The organism is Gemmatimonadota bacterium (assembly GCA_021295815.1).
Taxonomy (GTDB): domain Bacteria; phylum Gemmatimonadota; class Gemmatimonadetes; order Longimicrobiales; family Gaopeijiaceae; genus JAGWBQ01.
The window spans coordinates 1-2,166 of record JAGWBQ010000032.1; the positions used below are offsets into that span (position 1 = coordinate 1).

The following is a 2,166-nucleotide window of genomic DNA, read 5'->3' on the forward strand; positions in this document are numbered from 1 at the left end:
GCCGGTCGGAGGCCAGGCAGCGGCGCGAATCCCCGCACCGGGCGCGGATGCACCGGCTGGCGGAGACTTACAACCGCTGGCTGGTCCGGGTCCGGGTCCTGGACACCGAGATCGACCGAGCGACCTCGGACCTCGATGCGCTCAAGGCCGAGCGGACGCGCGCGAAGGGACAGCTGCAGGCGGCGCGCACGCGGATGGACCGGGCGGGGCGGCGGAGGTGAAGCCGATGAGGATCGTGATGCTGGCCGGCATGGTCGCGATCGCGGCGGCCGTCGTTTCGGCCGTGCTGTCGGCGCGGCGTCGTCGGGCCGACGAGCGGCTGACGGGCCGGAGGCCGAGGTGAGGACGGCCGCCCAAGCTGGTGGCCTGCTGACGCACTCGCGGCTGTCGTCGTTCCGCGCCTGTCCGCGCCGGCACTGGATGCGCTACGAGCTGGGCCTGGCTCCGGAGCGGGACGGCCTCGCGCTACGCGTCGGCTCGGCGTTCCACCTGGCGCTCGACGCGCTCGCGGGGGGCGGGGATCCCGCGCCCGCCCTGGAGGAGTCGCTGGACGATCCGTACGACCTGGCGCTGGTCGCGGCGATGGTGACGGTCCACACGGAGCGCTGGGCGCGTGAACCGTTCGATATCGTGGCCTCGGAACTCGCCTTCGACCTGCCGCTCGTGAACCCGGCGACCGGCCGGCCGAGCACGGTGTGGCGGATCGCCGGGGTGATCGACGCGATTGCGGAACTGCCCGACGGCCGGCTCGCGCTGGTCGAGCGCAAGACGACCTCGCGCGACTTCAGCCCCGGCTCCGAGTACTGGCTGCAGCTGCACATGGACCCGCAACTGTCGGTCTACGTGTTGGCTGCCCGCCAGCTCGGCTACGCCATCGACACGATCCTCTACGACGTGACCCGGCGCCCACGGATGCGGCCCCGGCGGGCGACACCGGAAGAGAAGCGCAGGTACAAGGCCAACGGCGATCTGTACGCGAATCAACGTGCCGAGGACGAGGCTCCCGAGGCGTTCGCCGTCCGCGTGGCCGCCGCCATGAGGGCGCGTCCGGACTATCACTTCGCGCGCGCCGAGATCGCGCGCCTTGACCAGGACCTCGCTGACTGCGCCGCGGAACTGTGGGCGCAACAGAAGACGTTGCGCCTCGCCCAGCGGACGGGCCGCTGGTACCGCAACCCCGGAAGCTGCTACGCGCCGTTCCCCTGCGCGTACCTGTCCGTCTGCCAATTCCGCGACCTCGAAGACGTGACGCCGAACGGATTCATTCGGCTCGAGGACGTCCACCCGGAACTCCCGGAGGTTAGTTCGGCATACCCCGCCGGAGGTTAGTTCGGCAAGCCGCGCCCGGGCCGAGCGGGCGAGAAAACAGGAGGAACAGATGACAGCAGCGAAGCCGCGTCCCGCGCCACGGAGCCCGGCTCCGAAGAGACCGCCGCCCCGCGTCGGCAACGGGTCCCGGCCGCAGACCCCCCGGAAATTCGCCGTCACGTCGGGCCGCATCGACGGGCCGCAGAAGATCGTGCTGTACGGCACGGGCGGGATCGGCAAGTCCACGCTCGCCTCGCTCGCGCCGAAGCCCGTGATCCTCGACATCGAGACGGGGACGCGGGACCTGGACGCGCACCGCGTCGAGGGGATCGAGTCGTTTGCCGAACTGCGGGCCTGTCTCCAAGGCACGGCACTCGACGGTTTCCAGACAGTGGTCATCGACTCGGCGAGCAAGGTCCAAGAGCTGGCGGTCGCGCACACGTTGGAGACGGTCAAGCACGAGAACGGATACCACGTGTCGAGTGTGGAGGGGTACGGCTTCGGGAGGGGTCTGCAGTTCGTGTACGACACATTCCTCCTCCTGCTCGCGGACCTGGACCGGCAGGCGCGCAAGGGGCGCAACGTGATTCTGGTCGGCCACCGTTGCACCGACACGGCGCCGAACCCCGAGGGGGACGACTTCCCCCGGTACGAGCTGGACCTGCAGTCGCCGCGATCCGGGAAAGCGTCGATCCGCAACCGGGTCGTGCAATGGGCCGACCACGTGCTCTATCTCGGCTACGACGTGGTGGCGGAGGACGGCAAGGGCATCGGCGGCGGAACGCGCACGATCTGGCCGAACGAGCTGCCGCATCACATCGCCAAGTCGCGGCGCATCGCCGATCCCATCCCGTTCAC

General features: G+C 70.2%; 3 protein-coding genes. All 3 read left to right on the plus strand.

The features are described from left to right. A partial coding sequence (locus J4G12_10255; GenBank protein MCE2456172.1) for a hypothetical protein occupies window positions 1–221 on the plus strand: 221 nt, incomplete at its 5' end. A gap of 118 nt (window positions 222–339) precedes the next feature. Continuing rightward, window positions 340–1,329: a PD-(D/E)XK nuclease family protein gene (locus tag J4G12_10260; protein ID MCE2456173.1), complete on the plus strand. Its 990-nt coding sequence runs from the start codon at window positions 340–342 to the stop codon at window positions 1,327–1,329. 49 nt (window positions 1,330–1,378) lie between these two features. Then, window positions 1,379–2,166: ATP-binding protein (locus tag J4G12_10265; protein MCE2456174.1), on the plus strand; the 788-nt coding region annotated here is incomplete at its 3' end.